The organism is Blautia sp. CGZ-1-C1 (genome assembly GCF_056504575.1).
Genome location: NZ_JBWLUT010000056.1, coordinates 1 through 15,615 on the forward strand (window position 1 = coordinate 1; position 15,615 = coordinate 15,615).

22 protein-coding genes and 4 pseudogenes are annotated in these 15,615 nt (G+C 39.6%); 4 read left to right on the forward strand and 22 right to left on the reverse strand.

Annotation, left to right across the window (positions count from 1 at the left end; translation table 11 throughout):
- The 3 genes and pseudogenes from AC058W_RS03775 to AC058W_RS03785 all read left to right on the forward strand — a co-directional run.
- Nucleotides 1–207 (forward strand): annotated as a pseudogene (locus tag AC058W_RS03775) (ABC transporter substrate-binding protein); the annotation flags it as partial.
- A 126-nt stretch (nucleotides 208–333) separates the two neighbouring features.
- Nucleotides 334–1,251 (forward strand): ABC transporter permease, encoded by a 918-nt coding sequence (locus tag AC058W_RS03780; RefSeq protein ID WP_117675454.1) that lies wholly within the window; start codon nucleotides 334–336, stop codon nucleotides 1,249–1,251.
- A 2-nt stretch (nucleotides 1,252–1,253) separates the two neighbouring features.
- A complete protein-coding gene (locus AC058W_RS03785) occupies nucleotides 1,254–2,048 on the forward strand; it encodes an ABC transporter ATP-binding protein (protein ID WP_117675456.1) in 795 nt (264 codons plus the stop codon).
- Between the two features lie 404 nt (nucleotides 2,049–2,452).
- Here the strand turns inward: AC058W_RS03785 and AC058W_RS03790 are convergent, their stop codons facing one another.
- The 21 genes and pseudogenes from AC058W_RS03790 to yfcC form a co-directional block, all read right to left on the reverse strand.
- Nucleotides 2,453–3,394 (reverse strand): DUF5688 family protein, encoded by a 942-nt coding sequence (locus tag AC058W_RS03790; RefSeq protein ID WP_117844275.1) that lies wholly within the window; start codon nucleotides 3,392–3,394, stop codon nucleotides 2,453–2,455.
- A 174-nt stretch (nucleotides 3,395–3,568) separates the two neighbouring features.
- A complete protein-coding gene (locus AC058W_RS03795; protein ID WP_117844274.1) occupies nucleotides 3,569–4,045 on the reverse strand; it encodes a low molecular weight protein-tyrosine-phosphatase in 477 nt (158 codons plus the stop codon).
- Between the two features lie 188 nt (nucleotides 4,046–4,233).
- Entirely contained in the window at nucleotides 4,234–4,968 is a 735-nt protein-coding gene (locus AC058W_RS03800; protein WP_479389728.1) for a hypothetical protein, read from the reverse strand.
- A 257-nt stretch (nucleotides 4,969–5,225) separates the two neighbouring features.
- A pseudogene (locus tag AC058W_RS03805) lies at nucleotides 5,226–5,556 on the reverse strand (hypothetical protein); the annotation flags it as partial.
- Nucleotide 5,557: 1 nt separating this feature from the next.
- The gene (locus AC058W_RS03810) at nucleotides 5,558–5,785 is read right to left on the reverse strand and encodes a hypothetical protein (RefSeq protein ID WP_117844272.1); all 228 of its coding nucleotides are present in this window, start codon (nucleotides 5,783–5,785) and stop codon (nucleotides 5,558–5,560) included.
- A gap of 192 nt (nucleotides 5,786–5,977) precedes the next feature.
- Entirely contained in the window at nucleotides 5,978–6,376 is a 399-nt protein-coding gene (locus AC058W_RS03815) for a type II secretion system protein (RefSeq protein WP_117844271.1), read from the reverse strand.
- Nucleotides 6,377–6,503: 127 nt separating this feature from the next.
- On the reverse strand, nucleotides 6,504–6,815 hold the full coding sequence (locus AC058W_RS03820; protein WP_117844270.1) for a hypothetical protein: 312 nt from the start codon (nucleotides 6,813–6,815) through the stop codon (nucleotides 6,504–6,506).
- Nucleotides 6,808–7,017 (reverse strand): HK97 gp10 family phage protein, encoded by a 210-nt coding sequence (locus AC058W_RS03825; protein ID WP_117844269.1) that lies wholly within the window; start codon nucleotides 7,015–7,017, stop codon nucleotides 6,808–6,810. Before AC058W_RS03825 ends, AC058W_RS03820 begins: the two co-directional genes overlap by 8 nt.
- A gap of 2 nt (nucleotides 7,018–7,019) precedes the next feature.
- A complete protein-coding gene (locus AC058W_RS03830) occupies nucleotides 7,020–7,196 on the reverse strand; it encodes a phage head closure protein (RefSeq protein ID WP_479389729.1) in 177 nt (58 codons plus the stop codon).
- Entirely contained in the window at nucleotides 7,153–7,305 is a 153-nt protein-coding gene (locus AC058W_RS03835) for a hypothetical protein (protein WP_479389733.1), read from the reverse strand. Before AC058W_RS03835 ends, AC058W_RS03830 begins: the two co-directional genes overlap by 44 nt.
- A gap of 48 nt (nucleotides 7,306–7,353) precedes the next feature.
- Nucleotides 7,354–7,629: a head-tail connector protein gene (locus AC058W_RS03840; protein WP_117844304.1), complete on the reverse strand. Its 276-nt coding sequence runs from the start codon at nucleotides 7,627–7,629 to the stop codon at nucleotides 7,354–7,356.
- Nucleotides 7,630–7,689: 60 nt separating this feature from the next.
- Complete coding sequence (locus AC058W_RS03845) at nucleotides 7,690–7,959, reverse strand: hypothetical protein (protein WP_117844268.1); 270 nt, start codon at nucleotides 7,957–7,959, stop codon at nucleotides 7,690–7,692.
- Nucleotides 7,960–8,091: 132 nt separating this feature from the next.
- Nucleotides 8,092–8,749, reverse strand: a pseudogene (locus AC058W_RS03850) (phage major capsid protein).
- 16 nt (nucleotides 8,750–8,765) lie between these two features.
- A complete protein-coding gene (locus AC058W_RS03855; protein ID WP_479389730.1) occupies nucleotides 8,766–9,131 on the reverse strand; it encodes a hypothetical protein in 366 nt (121 codons plus the stop codon).
- Nucleotide 9,132: 1 nt separating this feature from the next.
- Complete coding sequence (gene cptIN / locus AC058W_RS03860) at nucleotides 9,133–9,630, reverse strand: type III toxin-antitoxin system CptIN family toxin (protein WP_243009860.1); 498 nt, start codon at nucleotides 9,628–9,630, stop codon at nucleotides 9,133–9,135.
- Between the two features lie 512 nt (nucleotides 9,631–10,142).
- On the reverse strand, nucleotides 10,143–10,250 hold the full coding sequence (locus AC058W_RS03865; RefSeq protein WP_445291944.1) for a DNA/RNA helicase domain-containing protein: 108 nt from the start codon (nucleotides 10,248–10,250) through the stop codon (nucleotides 10,143–10,145).
- 31 nt (nucleotides 10,251–10,281) lie between these two features.
- Nucleotides 10,282–10,395 (reverse strand): annotated as a pseudogene (locus AC058W_RS03870) (cell filamentation protein Fic); the annotation flags it as partial.
- Nucleotides 10,396–10,502: 107 nt separating this feature from the next.
- Nucleotides 10,503–11,225: a hypothetical protein gene (locus AC058W_RS03875; protein WP_117844266.1), complete on the reverse strand. Its 723-nt coding sequence runs from the start codon at nucleotides 11,223–11,225 to the stop codon at nucleotides 10,503–10,505.
- Nucleotides 11,226–11,261: 36 nt separating this feature from the next.
- A complete protein-coding gene (locus AC058W_RS03880; RefSeq protein ID WP_118609669.1) occupies nucleotides 11,262–11,711 on the reverse strand; it encodes a flavodoxin family protein in 450 nt (149 codons plus the stop codon).
- 143 nt (nucleotides 11,712–11,854) lie between these two features.
- Nucleotides 11,855–13,003, reverse strand: a complete 1,149-nt coding sequence (gene iadA, locus AC058W_RS03885; protein WP_117675522.1) for a beta-aspartyl-peptidase — start codon at nucleotides 13,001–13,003, stop codon at nucleotides 11,855–11,857.
- Between the two features lie 32 nt (nucleotides 13,004–13,035).
- Nucleotides 13,036–14,556 (reverse strand): putative basic amino acid antiporter YfcC, encoded by a 1,521-nt coding sequence (gene yfcC, locus AC058W_RS03890; protein WP_118591549.1) that lies wholly within the window; start codon nucleotides 14,554–14,556, stop codon nucleotides 13,036–13,038.
- A 45-nt stretch (nucleotides 14,557–14,601) separates the two neighbouring features.
- On the opposite strand from yfcC, the gene AC058W_RS03895 reads away from it, so the two are divergent.
- The gene (locus AC058W_RS03895; protein ID WP_479389732.1) at nucleotides 14,602–14,679 is read left to right on the forward strand and encodes a DUF6783 domain-containing protein; all 78 of its coding nucleotides are present in this window, start codon (nucleotides 14,602–14,604) and stop codon (nucleotides 14,677–14,679) included.
- 421 nt (nucleotides 14,680–15,100) lie between these two features.
- Here AC058W_RS03895 and AC058W_RS03900 read toward each other — a convergent pair whose 3' ends face one another.
- Complete coding sequence (locus AC058W_RS03900) at nucleotides 15,101–15,439, reverse strand: hypothetical protein (RefSeq protein ID WP_479389731.1); 339 nt, start codon at nucleotides 15,437–15,439, stop codon at nucleotides 15,101–15,103.
- Nucleotides 15,440–15,615: the final 176 nt, after the last annotated feature.

The window sequence follows — 15,615 nt, forward strand, 5'->3', positions numbered from 1 at the left end:
ACAATGCCAATCGAATATGCACCAAACTTCACAAAAGAATACAATAAAGATATCTGTGAAGAACTTGGCATCACAGTTCCTGATGATTATGTAGCAATCGGCGAAGCTGCTGAAGATACAGAAGAAGCATCTGACGATGCAGATGCAGCAGACGAAGCTACTGCTGAAACTGCTGAAGATGATGCAACTGAAGAGGCTGATGAATAATTCTGAACCGAAAATTTGTAACTGTTCAGTAACAACACAGTTACGAAAATTTAACTTATATGCGATCAGCGGGAAAGGGTTTTTTACCTCTCTCGCTTTTCGCGTCTCAACAGGAGGAAATTACAAATGCAAATTATGACGTTAATAGCTGCGCTTCCGGGCGCTGTGGCACAAGGTCTGATCTGGGGAATCATGGCAATCGGTGTTTATCTGACATTCCGCATTCTCGATATCGCAGACCTTACTGTAGATGGTACCATGTGTACCGGTGGTGCAGTATGTATAATGATGATGCTTTCCGGACATAATGTCTGGATTTCCATGCTCGCCGCTACTCTCGCAGGAATGCTTGCTGGTCTTGTTACTGGAATTTTCCATACATTTATGGGAATTCCTGCAATCCTTGCCGGAATTTTGACACAGTTATCTTTATACTCTGTCAACCTGAAAATTATGGGAAAAGCAAACCAGGCAATCAATGTTGATAAATACAATCTTCTGGTTTCTCTGCGTCATATTAAAAACACATCCCTTTCCAAAAACACCATCTTTATCGTAGCAATCATGTGTATTGTTCTGATTGCAATTTTATACTGGTTTTTTGGAACAGAACTTGGATGTTCTTTAAGAGCAACCGGATGTAACCCAAATATGTCACGTGCCCAGGGTATCAACACAAACAGGAACAAAGTTCTCGGTCTTATGATCTCCAACGGTCTGGTAGGGCTTTCAAGCGCTCTCCTTGCACAGTATCAGGGTTTTGCAGATATCAACATGGGACGTGGTTCCATCGTTATCGGTCTGGCTGCTGTTATTATCGGTGAGGCAATCTTCGGACGTGTTTTCCGTAACTTTGCACTTCGCCTGACCGCTGTTATCCTTGGCTCCATCCTGTACTATCTGGTACTTCAGGTCGTTATCTGGATGGGTATTGATACGGACCTGCTGAAGATGCTTTCCGCAATCGTTGTTGCCCTCTTCCTTGCGTTCCCATACTGGAAAGGCAAATATTTCAACAAACCGGTAAAAAGGGGAGGTAAATAAAAATGCTTGAATTAAAAAACATCTATAAAACATTTAACCCGGGAACCATCAATGAAAAGCGTGCTTTAAATGGCCTGAATCTTAAACTGAACGAAGGAGACTTTGTCACAGTCATCGGTGGAAACGGTGCCGGTAAATCTACTATGTTAAATGCTGTTGCAGGAACATGGCCGGTTGATGAAGGACAGATCCTTATCGACAATATTGATGTTACCAAACTTTCCGAACACAAGCGTGCCACATACCTTGGACGTGTATTCCAGGATCCGATGACCGGAACTGCTGCCACCATGGGTATTGAAGAAAACCTTGCACTTGCAAAACGTCGTGGAAAATCCCGTCTTCTCCGCTCCGGAATTACAAAAGCAGAACGAGAAGAATACAGAGAACTTCTCAAAATTCTCGGTCTTGGTCTGGAAGACAGACTTACCTCCAAAGTAGGACTCCTCTCCGGTGGACAGAGACAGGCGCTTACCCTTCTTATGGCGACACTCCAGAAACCGAAACTTCTGCTTCTGGATGAGCACACCGCTGCCCTTGATCCGAAAACAGCCGCAAAGGTTCTTGAAATCACAGATATGATCGTAAATCGTGATCGCCTTACAACTCTGATGATCACCCACAATATGAAAGATGCCATTGCACATGGCAATCGTCTGATCATGATGATGGAAGGTAAAATCATTCTGGACATTCAGGGTGAAGAAAAGAAAAAACTGACTGTCAAAGACCTTCTGGATCAGTTTGAACGTGCAAGCGGCGAAGAATTCAGTAACGACTCCGCACTGCTTGGATAATTGCCATTTTTAATTACACATAAGAATTTTACTATGAGAGTATTCTTTTAACGAATACTCTCATATTTTATCTCACACTATTTTATTGCTTCTTATATTATTAACAAGCAACGGCATTACACAATACCAACTAATATTTCAAATGGACACTCCCCTTCCCAACACGCTACTTTATCTTCAACAAAGGTTATATATCTAGTGTACCGACAAGTTGATTTCTCGAACAATCTTGCATCTAAATTTCTTATTTCCGCGTTGTCATCGGTCGCCGTAGCCACCGCTACGTCCCATTCCTCCGCCTTGCAGCTGAAGAAATCATCCTGCGTCAATATAGCAGAAACTTAATTTTCGCTGTACTAGCATCAATACAACAAAAATCATATCCCATCATTCAAATACTATATTCACTCATCTAAAGATGTTACACAAATAAATTTGTGTGTCTCTCTATTATACTGATAAATTCTGGATGTAAGATAATCTTCCTTAGGTGTGGCTTCTTTAATGGTATCTTCCAAAACATACTGCAAGTCTTCAGGCTCCACAAATTTGTCATTATGAATCATCACCTCGTGTACGCTTGTAAATACCATGTAGAAATCAGAATCCAGCATATACGCAAGCTGTTCTGCCACCCCGGGCAAAAACACTGCAACTGCTCCATTCGTCTTCTTGGTAGTACTTAAACAATTTCCCATCGCATCTCTTTTTAATTCACATTTATCTCCCAGATTCATAAAACTCTCGCCTTCATATTCCGGATTAAAGATCATCTGCTCCCATCTGTAAATTCTCGGTGGGCTCATAAAGTACGTATTGAGTAATGCTTCCTTAAATACCTCATCACTGTCTCTTCCCCATTGTTCCAGCATTCCCAGGCGGATTTTCGTACTGGTTACACATCCCTCATATTCAGTAACTTTCATATAAAGCACAAGCGCAATATCTCCAAGAGTTTTATAAACCGCATCCTGCAAATCTGCTGCATATTTATTGGCATTTAACAGTCTGATAAATAAACGCGGCTTTGTTTTTTCATAATCTTTGATTACTTTTGTTTTCTCATAAATATCAGCCTTTTTAATCCGCTTCAGATCATCTGTAATCTCAGTCATAATCTCCTCAAATGAGCTGCCACTTTGATAAGATTTAAATAATTCCTGTGTATAAAGTCCGCAGACTTCCCATGCATCATCGTGCTCGGCAAACTTCACCAGCAGTCTGTCTCCTACAGGCGCAAATCTCCCGCCTTCTTTCTCAAAAGAAATATTTTCTCTTGGAATTCCTGTGGCCTCATAAATACCAATCTCCAGTTTCTCTACGAATGTTTCATAGTCTTTCTGCATATTCAGTTTCCTTTCTTGCTTTGAAAATAATGCGGGCAGGATGCCCTGATTTGAACGTTGACTTCCCTTTCAGGAAAAAGAAATAAGGGAGCGAAAGCCCCCTTAAGAGTCGCTGTAGACATAGTATAAAATAGTCCCAGCCATTTGTAAAGTAAATTCCATCGACAAAAGGTTTTACAGTTTTTTTATATTTTGCAAGTACCTCAAAAAAGCTTCACAGCCCTCCACTACATCTGAATATGTGACATCAAATCCACCTGTATACCATGGGTCTGCGATATCCCGCGGATTATCACTGTAATCCAAAAGAAGCTTGACCTTTCCCTCCGGATCCGCTTTCAGTATTCTCAACATATTCTTCAGATTCCAATGATCCATACCAAGAATATAGTCATACTTATCATAATCCGCTTTTGTCAACTGCACTGCTCTCTTACCTTTGCAACTGATTCCATGCCTAGCAAGCTCCTCCCTCGCAGGAGGATACACCGGATTTCCTATTCCATTCCAGATTTCCTCTGTACTGGTCGCGGCAGATGCAATATAAAATTGATCCGCAAGACCTCGTTTTGATACCATATCTTTGAAAATAAATTCTGCCATTGGTGAACGGCAGATATTGCCGTGGCATACGAAAAGTACTCGAATCATTGTTTTTTCTCCTCTCAAACTGCCGTGAAATGCCGTATTTTGCAAGGTTTTATCAGCATTTCATGGCATCGTAGTTTTCTTCTCATTTACTACATTTTTTGCAAAAAAGTGCAAAATGAAGCAAATCACTTCCGTCTGTAGTAGTCAAATCGTAGTCAGTTTAGGGGGTGCAGACTACTGTCAGAAATTTATATCTCCGTATAGAACTTTATTGTTTCCAATAAATCCTTTGTAAGCCATTCTTGCATTTTATCCATAAAAAAATCTTGCTTTTGACAATAAATAACTGATATGTAATCTAATTTTGGACCTCCCTTCAATCGCCTTGCTTCTTCTTCCATCGTTAACCTAAATTCCTCTACTATTCGATTAATATTATATAAAGTTGCTGTCAGTTCCGGTCCAATCAACTCTGAAATTTCTTCTAAATGTTCTTCCCAATTATTTTGAATAGGAAGCATTTGTGTATTAATTACAACTCCTCTTCGCATTTTGAATAATTCCATTGCAGATATATATTCCTTTAAATCTCTATAAAAAATATTCATTCTAAATTTACATTTTCTTATTGTCCCCTCACCTTCAATTAATTCTTTACCAGCACTTTCTTCTGCCTTTTGTTTCCATTTATATAATAATTCCACAGTAAAATATTTTTCATCTCTATCTATTAATGCTGCATGGGTACGACACATCCAAATTCCATTTTCATAACCCGCTCTTTCTTCAGGTGTCATATCTGGATTATACCTTTTTCCTCCCGGAGAAGCAGCTTTTATATGAGCTGCCTCTCCTAAATTAATAGTTCCCTCACCAGATAGTTTCGGCCCAATTGTTGTTCTTCTGCAACATGGATTCGAGCATTTGTATCCGACCATTGCAGCTAATTCCTTTTTAGTTGCTTCACTAAAGTCATCTCTCATTTTATTCTCCATCACATTTTATCAATATTTATATAGTTAAACATTTCTAATTATTCTACCATACCATTTCAATCTTTTCCATAAAAAAGCACCCAAGTTGTATAAACCTTGGATGCTATCGTTTCCTATTATAATATTTTACTCTCAAACTACCTTGAACATATTCTGTTTCAAAGGCTTATCGTCTTTATCCGAAATTCCCATTTTTTTCTTGCATTTTGCAATTCCTTCTCTGCATCATCCAATCCCATATGGGTATACACATTCAGAGTAAAGCTAACTATCCAAAGTCCCTTATAAGAAGTGTCTTTTTTCAACTTTACTTTATAATTGCTGATATACATTTCTGCTCTTTTAATTCCAATACCTCACCGCGATCTTTGGCAGCTTCGAATAAACGGTCAGACGCTTTACCCACTTGGGAGAGACCGAAATTTCTGCCACTCCGGTCCTTATCACATCTCTCTGTGTGGTTCCGGCCTCTGTTTCTCCGCTGGAATCCGCTTCCACATCGGAAAGAGTGATTTCATAGGAATCTGGAAAAGGAAGCAGCTCCTCATTAAAAATCAGATACTGTATAAATGCCATTCTATCTTCCTCCACTTCTTAGATTTGCCCGCTGCTGTGCCGAAATGATCACTTCATCCAGCAGGGTACCTCCCAGATAAACCGGAATCACAAGATCACCGCTGTCTCCCTTTACGTTCTGCATTGCAGAAGTAATCGCAGCAATCAGCTCGGAGCTTCCCTCCGCATTCGCTGTTCCTGTATAGCCTTCATTCATCTGCTCTACGCTGACATTTGGATTCAGCACCATATCGGAAGCTCCTTAAAAACGGATACAAAAAAGGAGCCTCTTGAGCTCCAAACAAATGAAAAACACCTGCCATTTCTGACAGATGTTCTATGTAACATTATAAAATTTTCAAACTAACAAATGATCATTTACAACCGTATATATCTTAAAATACTATTTACCATATGACTTTTCACAATCAATCTCTTTTTATTATGAATCAGATTTCTGTACTCCCACCTCAAACTCGCATTGTGAATGTCTTGCATTACACTGATATGTTATGGAATAGCCGTTACTTTCTTCAAAACTCACAGCACACATTCCTGTTTTCATCGGTACTTTTTCCCCACTTAATGAAGTAAGCACCTTCCAATCATAATATGGATTTGTATGCCAATCAATGGGAACTTTGGGATTGTGCTTATCTGTAAACATATAATCTGTTTGTATCTCATTATAATAAGATTTCACATTCGCCCAATCCGTTGCTACTTTCGCCTTGTGTATTTTCGATGTATACCATGGAGCTAAAATTGCAATCAATACACCAAGAATAGAAATCACAACTACCAATTCTACAAGTGTGAATCCATTATTATTTCTTTCCATGTTTTACGACAACCTTTCTTGAATTTTTAATCACAATAGACTTTCTATTTCGTGATATTATACGCAAAAATCCTTCATTTGTCGATACTATAACATGATAATTTTTAACTCTCTGCTAAAGTTATTCCTAAACCTCCATCTCATAAAGAACTTCATATAGTTTTTCACTGTCAATCCAAACCTCGGATTTTGCATAAAAAATGGAAGCTGCATCTAAAGCATCCTTCACTTTTTGTTCTGCTTTTAAATCTTTCTTATCTGTATACAATTCAATATTTACTCTTCCAATTTTGTGGTAAACCTTTCCATCTGCTGCAAAGTTGTTACTCCCCGGAAATAGATAGCAGATGAACGGTGGCTCTACCGCTTCTCCTTCTGCAAAGTGGTCATATGCAAAAGAAATTCCTGTTTCCCGCAACACAGCAAGAATCTTATCCATTATGCAGGCTCCTCTCAATCTCCTTTTCCAACTGTTTCACTCCTACTTCTTCTGCCGGTGCATTAGCTTCTATTTCTTTTCGAACAGTTCTTCCCACCGACTTTACAGCTTTTTTCATATCATCTGTTGCAAGGTCCGCATACTCTGTCAGCCCTTTCATCACAGCTTCCGCAAGCTGATCTATCCGCACATTTTCACTCACTACTATCTCCTCTTTTTTTGGCATCTATATTTCAAACATTTCTTTTTGTAATTCATATGATCTACACTTAAAATGTTATAAAACTCCCCCTGAAAAGAAACCCTGAATCCGGTCGAATCTATCTTTGCTGCCTTTTTACAATAGCGGATAGTAAAATCTACTTTTCCATCCTCCACCATCTGTCCGGCTGTATTCTGCTCCGAATCCGTTCTCCCCACTCACAGTTGCATGGCAGGTATAGTAGTCTTTCCATTTATTTGTCCGGTTACCAATCTCATCAGACTCCACCACTGCTTCCTGAAAGGTAATCTTACATTTAAAAGTGAGACATCCATCTTAGAATCCCGGCTTTCTCTCCCCAAAAAGTAAAGCCCGTAGAGTCAGTGTAAGCGCATGGTGGTCTGCTTCTTCCCTGTGTTCATACTGATAAGCAACTGCGTACTGCACAACGATCTTGGCATTCGGACTTTGCTCAAACTCCTGCCGATCTTCCATCCGGGCGATATCCATACACAGTTTTTCCGATGCTTTCAGAAAATCGGCAAGCAGGCCATCGTCCTCCTCATGGTCTACCCGGAGATAATTTTTCATTTCTTCAAGTGTCAAAAACACTGCAATCACCCCCAAAAGAAAATCAGACCTGCGCATTTTCCCACACAAGTCTGACTCTTCTTAAAATAAATTCAATTGATATTCTAATGTATAATTGGAACTTTCATAATTTCCATCAATCTGTTTTGCTGGAATTCGGTCTGACGCATATTTCATAGCCTGACAGATCATTGCATACCTTCCATTCCGGCATGGCCCACATATCTTCTGCACATCCAGAAGTCTTTTCACTTCTGTTGCTCTAATAACCATGATATTTTCGCCATTCTGTTTTCTTTGCTTTAACAGTTTAATGATTCCTTCTCCTAAATCCTGATATTTGAATTGCATATAAAAGCCTCCCTTCCCCTACCTTCATTATACTGATTTTTTTCTGTTTGCCTAGAGTAAACAGGGTTTAGTTTTTTAGGTATAGGAAGATGGCTTAGGAGTCATGACTTATGAGAAAGGAGAACTTTCAGGTCATTCTGTTCCCTTCAGTTTCATAATCTGAACAGCTTCTGGCAGGAGCAGTTTTCCATCCACACGTTCCTTTGCTACATAACCGATCATACCATTTCCGGTAAACAGCTCATTTAACTGTTTGAAGGATCTGGAACCACGATCACCGATATTGTAGTATTTGTAGTCACCAAAAGAAATGGCATCCTTCGGAGCATACGCAGAAGTATGCACTTCATAGCCAAGCACACGATCCGGTTCCCCTACCTGATAAGACGGCTGCCAAATATAAGCACCATTGTTGTCTTTCAGTTTTCGAAGCTGTGCTAATGTTCCATCGTTCATAATAAAGGAAGCATTTTTACGATATGGACGCTTCAGACCATAAACCAGATCAAGCACATCATCCGACTTAATCCCTGCGGTCAGAGTATTCAAGAGCTGTCCACCATGCGTTGTGTCAAAAAGACTTGTTGGTTTTCCTACTCCATTTCCATTCAGAAACGCATCCTCTTCTTCATTTGCCAGCGCCTTGCCGAATTGTGTAATAATATAGCTTTCCAGATTGAACGCATTGTCATACAGCAGCAGGCTTGGAAGCAGCAATATTAATCTTATGTTCCCCGGAAGTAGTGATTACAGTAGCGAGTCCACGCATGATGTTTTCTTCTTCCAGCACATCAATTAATCTGCGATCATATTCTTCTGGAACAAGGTAACCTCCATCCGCATCTCCCCCCCTGCAGGAGATTAGAAACCTGACGGAAATTGGTACGCATTGCTGTAAGCATGGCCTGTCTGTATTCGTCAGAAGCGCGTCCTTTCTTCTGTTCCGGAGCTGAACCTGCGATATATGGTTTCCCTGTAAGTGGAGAATTAATCGGCTTAGACAGCTCTGCCTCCCTCTGCGCACGAGAAATAACATCGGTCAATCCATCAAATTCCGCTTCCATATTAGAATAGGTGATTGCATCATCAACGGTCAGTTTTCCCTGCTTGTCCTCGTGTTCATCAAGGAAATTTCGCATCTGTCCAAGCAGGTCTGCACGCTTCTTCATCATTTCAGTATTTTAATAATTCCTGTTCTATACTACGGACATCTGGAAAAATCAACTTTGCTCCCTTTCTCTGCAATGCTAAAACTTTTCCTGCTTTATCCTTTAACTCCTTTTCTAATCTACCATCAACACGAACTGGTATATTAGCAACAGAGTCCAGATACTCATTTTTCATATATTTTTCTGTAATCGGGCACATATTTTGAATCAAAAATGCCTTCTCATGACCAATCACTTCTCCAAAAACAATTGTATCGCACCTATGATACTTTTGCATTTTCTTATTATAGATTCCTTTAAATTTAGAAACCTGTGATGAAAATGGTATCATCCAAAACAGCTGCGTATTACTATCCTGGAATGCATAAAAACATGGTCTATCATGTAACTGTCCATTTACCTTTTCCTTATTCTGCATCAAATAAGGATCTGAAAAATCCTTAAAGTATTGATCATCAATATAATAAAAATGCCCTATTTCCATTTCTTCTCCTATCGTCAAAAAGAGGCTCCGTCCTCTCGAACGAAACCTCAAAACATTTGAACTCGACCTTTTCTAAGTCGCATATCGAGTAGCGACAAACATTTGAACTCGACCTTATTTGAGTTGCATATCGAGTAGCAACAAACATTTGCAGTAATCTCTTACTGTACTTAAAGTATACATTCAAATGTGCCGCCTGTCAAGGTCAAATATAGTTCAAATCACAGCTTGCGGCTGCTTTAATATTATATGTCCATATCTAACTAGATATTCATTTTACACGATACTGCTAGACTATTCAACGATTGCACACTATATAACGATAGCCCTTACAATTTAACGATTACTACTACCGTTAAAATCTGCACTTCTACATCGGCTCATTTGCATTCCCTCATTCGTAGTATTACCGTAGTCCCCAAATGCTCTGACTACCGGACTATGAAATTGATCCCGATCCCGGTCTTCTGTAAATTTGCGAATACACTCTATTGTTTTTTCCTTCATGAACTTTTACCCCTTTATCATTTTTATTTTAACAGTTTCTTAAAATATTGAACCAAGGCGGCATCCGTACAATATACATAACATCCCTTCATACCTCTTGTCGTGAGTGTTTTGTATGTATTTTTTATAATTTCATCTGCAACCTGATCTGCTTTTTCTTTATCTTTCTTCTTTGGCGTTGTATTCCGTCAGCAAGGCCTTCATTTTATCGGCAACTTCTTCCGGAAGGGCGGTATCCATGCAGCGGAAGTGATTTGCTGTTTCGATCACATCATCGGCAAAAATATCAATAATATTCGACCTGAATTGTTGTGTTTTTGCCGATATAGGAAATACTGCTTCTGAATATAGATACTGTTTATTGCTCTAACCAGGCCATCTGGTCACGGGCTTTCAGATTTTCTTTTTTTGTATTTTGTCTGAAGAAGCCATTTCTGATCTATCACTTTCAGTTCTTCTCCAAAGCGAATATGAAGACTCACAGAGCAAGATCGTTGCTCTATTTTTTCTATAATTCCTTCGCCAAATTTCGGATGATCGACGCTTTCCCCTTTTTCATATTTTATAATCACATTCTGCGTTCTTCTGTATTCCTGTTCTCTTCGGTGTTGATCCCGTATGGTGACTGTTTTGTCATGAATCGGATTCATCAGAGTTTTTTCATAATTGTGATTCATCAGCGCCTCACCCGCTTTGTAATAGGGCGTTGGTGCCGCACCTACCAATGAGCAGCAGTATTTCCATGCACTTCCGTGAATTCCAGGCTGCCACTGATACTGTTTAGGAATAGGCATATTGTATCGCATATAATGTGCGTATTCGTGTTTGTAGAGATCCATTCTGTCTTCTTTGCTGAGTGGATTATTTACAGCATATCCTATAAAAAACAGAGAAAAATGAAAATGTTCTTTCTGTCCGTGTCCTTTTTGATTATAAGACCCCAAGGAGTCCGTATCAAAGCCAAAAGTTATTGGCACTTTTGCTCCCTGAAGATGAAATTTCTTATCTAACTCTCTGTACAACGCACGAATCTGCGCAATAAGAATTGGTGTTTCTTTCTCAAGTATTGCACGAAGGCTTTCATAAGTATTGTAATCTGTCTGCATTATTTCACATTCCTACCCAATATTTCTATTTCTTCTTTATACTTCTTTATACTTTTTTAAGTCTTTTACAAACTCCACTGCATTTTGGATATCTTTATCATCCGGATGTCCTTTTGCAATACCTCCAACCAGTTTGAATGGCCCAAATGTATCGTATCCTTTACATCCGAATTTACCATCTACACTGGCATGTTTTTTATCCAAAATCTGCTCTATGGATTTATAATTCGCACTTCCACCATAAGTACAGATCAAGAAGACCTTTTTGTCATCTGGTAAATTCTTTTCCGCAAATTTCAATATCGACTGATGAAACTTTGAAAAATAGATTCCTGACGCAAACCCGATCATATCATAACTACTCAGATCTGCATCTGACTGTTTTACTGCATCAATCAAATCGACCTGACACTCTTCTGCTATGCTCTTTACTATTTTTTCTGTATTTCTACGATGTACCGATGCATATACGATTGCTTTTCTCATACCTATGCCCTTTCTATCAGCTCAACAATAGAATTAATTATACCATCATTTGTCAGCTTGTAAATCCGTTTCATTACAAGCTATCCTCGCATGCAAAAAGCACCAGCCAACTGAATGACTGATGCTTCTAACATCAATATACTTTATTTTGTATAAACTGTATTCCCTTTTGCAATTACTTCAACAAGCTGAAGTTCCTGGTCAAGAATACAAAGATCCGCATCATAGCCTTCTTCAACCTTACCTTTTCCTTTGAGGCGAAGAATATCTGCCGGATTAGATGTAATTGTAGAAATAGCTATTTCTAAAGGAATTTCTGTTTTAAATACACATTCCTTTACTTCCTTCAGAAGGCAGCTGGACTGTCCAACACCCATTCCAAGGAATTCGCCATCACTACTGTACATCGGAAGGCTTCCCTGTCCATCAGAAGAAATTGTCATACGGTCAGGATTTACTCCGGCATCCAACATCCGTTTGATACCATTACATACACGTACCTCATCACAGATAGTTTCCCAATAGTCAATATCTTCATTTCCTGTAAAGTCTACTGCTCCGCCTTTCAGCGCATACTCAATCGCCTTGCCAAAAAGCATCTCATTTCGATTGATATGTGTTGGCAGTATTTGAGAAGCCGGTATCTCTGTCTCATCTACCACTCGTTCAATAAGATCTAAGCATCTTGGACTGTCGCCAAGATGAACATTTACAATACCAGCTTTCCCGGAAAGAACACCACCAAGTCTTGTATCCGCAACAACACGTGCAAATTCCTCAAAAGTCGGCTGTGAAGAACGATGATCAGAGATCGCGATTTCTCCGGTTCCAACGATTTCCTGAATCATCATAATATCTTTTACAATACTGTCAGTCAACGTGTGAACCGGAATCTGATAACTGCCTGTATAACAGTATGCAGACATTCCCTGCTCATTCAATCCTTTTGTCTTTGCAACCAGTGCACACATATCACGACCGATTCCATCTGTTCCAAGGCAGCCAACAACTGTTGTTACTCCAAACTTCGTAAGTCCTTCCATAGTTGCTTCCGGAGTACGATTGGCGAATCCACCTTCGCCACCGCCTCCGAGTACATGAACATGACTGTCAATGAATCCCGGAGTTAAAAGTAAACCCTCTCCATTGATCATTTCTGCCTCAGAAAGAAATCCCTCTGCAGATATAGAACCTGCATCTTTAATCTTGACAATCTTATCATTGATTGTAAGTACATCTTTTTTCCCCAGATGCTGTGGGGCATAGACATCAATATTCTGAATTAATTTCATCATAAATCACTCTCAATTATCAAATGTATGTTTTAGAATCCAATTCCAACTGCAATAAGAATTGTAATAATTGCACCAATCATTAATACGCCAAGGAATTTCCACATGAATTTAATCCAGTTAGACCACTCAATCTTTGCAATTGCAAGAGATCCAATCAGACATCCAGATGTAGGAACAATCAGGTTTGTAAATGCATCACCAAGCTGGAATGCAACTACAGCTGTCTGACGTGAAACGCCTAACAGGTCTGACAGTGGAGCCATGATCGGCATTGTGATTGCAGCCTGTCCTGTTCCGGATACAACGAAGAAGTTGAATACAGACTGGAACAGATACATAAGTACTGCTGCAACTGCTCCGGAAACTCCAGACAGTGCATTTGAAATATTATACATAATTGTATTAATAACTGTAGGTGTTGTCGGATCAGATCCACCAAGAACCTGCATGATACCCTGTGCCATAGCAACAACAAGTGCAGCACCGATCAGATCTTTTGCTCCATCTTTGAATGATGTTGCGATATCATTCAGTTTCATATCGTTCAGTTTAAAGATAACTCCGATCACACCGGAAACAATTCCCATAATGAAGAACTGTGTAGCAATCTCTGGCATGTAGTATCCTTGAGTCATAACTCCCCAAATTACCCATACTACTGTAGCAGCCAGTGTCAGAAGAACTAAAATATGTCCAAGACCAAATGAATGTCCTTCGTCAATTCCTGTTTTTTCATTCTGCTCACGGAAATATGAATCAGTCTTATATGCGATTGAAATTGTCGGAGTCTTTTTGATCTTTGACGCATAGAACATAGTCATTCCACAGCCAAGAACTGTAAATACTACCCACATTACCATACGGAATCCTGCTCCGGAGAATACATCAATACCTGCAATACCCTGTGCAATACCTACAGAGAATGGATTCATCCAGGATGAACCGAAACCAATCTGTGTTGCAACATAAGTAACAAGAACTGCGATAACTGAATCATATCCAACTGCTACAAACAACGGACAAAGAATCATAGTAAACGGAAGTGCTTCTTCTCCCATTCCAAAAACTGCTCCACCAAGAGAAAACAATACGAAAAGTATCGGAATCAGCAGTTTTTCTGTTCCCTTTGCCTTACGGATCAATCCAATCAATCCGGATTCAATCGCACCTGTACGGATCATGATACCGAATGCACCACCTACTACCATAAGGAATGCGATAATCTCGATTGCAGAACTATTTACGATCCCGTTATACATATAGTTGAAGAATCCTGTTCCACCATCTCCACTAAAGAGTGCTACTCCCTCTGTTACTACATTTCCTGCATCGTCTGTCAGATACTGGAAACTTCCGTCTTTGATTACTGTACGGGTTTTCTCAACACCATTGATCATGTACGAAATATCCTGTGTTTCGTAAAATCCCTTTGGTACAAGGAAAGTCAGAAGTGCTGCGACAACAACTACTAAAAAGATAATAATGTAAGTGTCAGGCACTTGAAATCCCTTGTTGAAAGACTTTAATCCTTTTCCTTCTTTTTTGCTCATTTTCGAGTTTTCCTCCCATTTTTGATATACTATACTAGAGTATGTTTGAAAAATCATTCTCACAATCTGCACGCCCCACTTTGCGGTAGATTTTGCGAAAAGCATTTTTCAGACACACTCTAGTGTACCATAGAATGCTTAAAATATAACTAAAAATTTACATATTTTATCAATTTTTGTCATTTTCCTGTATTTTTATACAGTCAAGCGGATATTCGCAATCCGCTTCGCTACTTGCTCATAACCGAATAACTGCTTCGCAGTTTATCAGAAGGAGCTTGCACTCCTCCTGATACAAGTAAGTCCCCACCCACTGCTTATTGCTTTTCGCAATTGAAGCAGGGGACTTACTTGATTCGGTTAAAAAATGAGATTTGGCTCAGGGAGCGTATCTGCCACAGCACCATTTTCAGCCGATACATCGAAAAAGAAACTTGCTCCAGATATTTTTTCAGAGACCTGCTCATTTCTCTCATTTCATCTACAGCGATCCTGCTAGTACATCGTTTTCGAAATATGCTCCAACACTCTACCGCTACTTTGATCACACCATCTCTCTTATTTTCAAAAAGTTCATATGTCTTTCCTTCGATTCTGCTAAGCGGATAGGTATGTGTGATAAGTGGTTCTGTACTAATCTCACCTTCTGCTGATCGAGCTTCTCCAGCGGTTTCCTCACAATCACAACACCCAATCCACTCCACCGTTGCTTTTGAATGTGCGATGTCCTCCGATACATATCCGGAAGTGGCAGTACCTGAGCCTTATCATAAAGTGCAACCACTGTCACAGTTGCATTTGGTCTTGCACATTCCCATGCCAGACGAAATGTAGATTCCGCTCCCGCAACCTCAAGAACTACATCAGCTCCACCGTGATCCACTATGGTCCTGGACGAAAATCAAAGCATTCCTCCGGCGAGACAGTAAGAACCTCGCGGATAATGTTCATTAATAAAATGAATTCTGTTTTCATCTTTTTCACACATAATAATACACTTCGGATTCTTCAGCATAACACTTAGCAAAGTGCAAAACCCCTGTATCAGTTCCAATTATG